A 366-nucleotide genomic window follows, 5' to 3' on the forward strand; every position below is an offset into this window, starting at 1 on the left:
GCTCGACAACTCCCACAGGGGTTTGTGCCGCGGCGAAGATCTACTGTGGGAGCTGGCTTGCCTGCGAAAGCGGCGGCACAGGCAATAGAGATGTCGCCTGACCCACCGCCTTCGCAGCCTCGCTAAAGCTCGACAACTCCCACAGGGGATCTGTGTCGCAACGAAGATCCACTGTGGGAGCTGGCTTGCCTGCGAAAGCGGCGGCACAGGCAACAGCGATGTTGCCTGACCCACCGCCTTCGCAGCCTCGCTAAAGCTCGACAACTCCCACAGGGGTTTGTGCAGCGGCGAAGATCTACTGTGGGAGCTGGCTTGCCTGCGAAAGCGGCGGCACAGGCAACAGCGATGTCGCCTGACCCACCGCCT

Origin of the sequence: Pseudomonas sp. B6002 (assembly GCF_013385985.1) — a bacterium.
In the GTDB taxonomy this organism is placed as follows: Bacteria; Pseudomonadota; Gammaproteobacteria; order Pseudomonadales; family Pseudomonadaceae; genus Aquipseudomonas.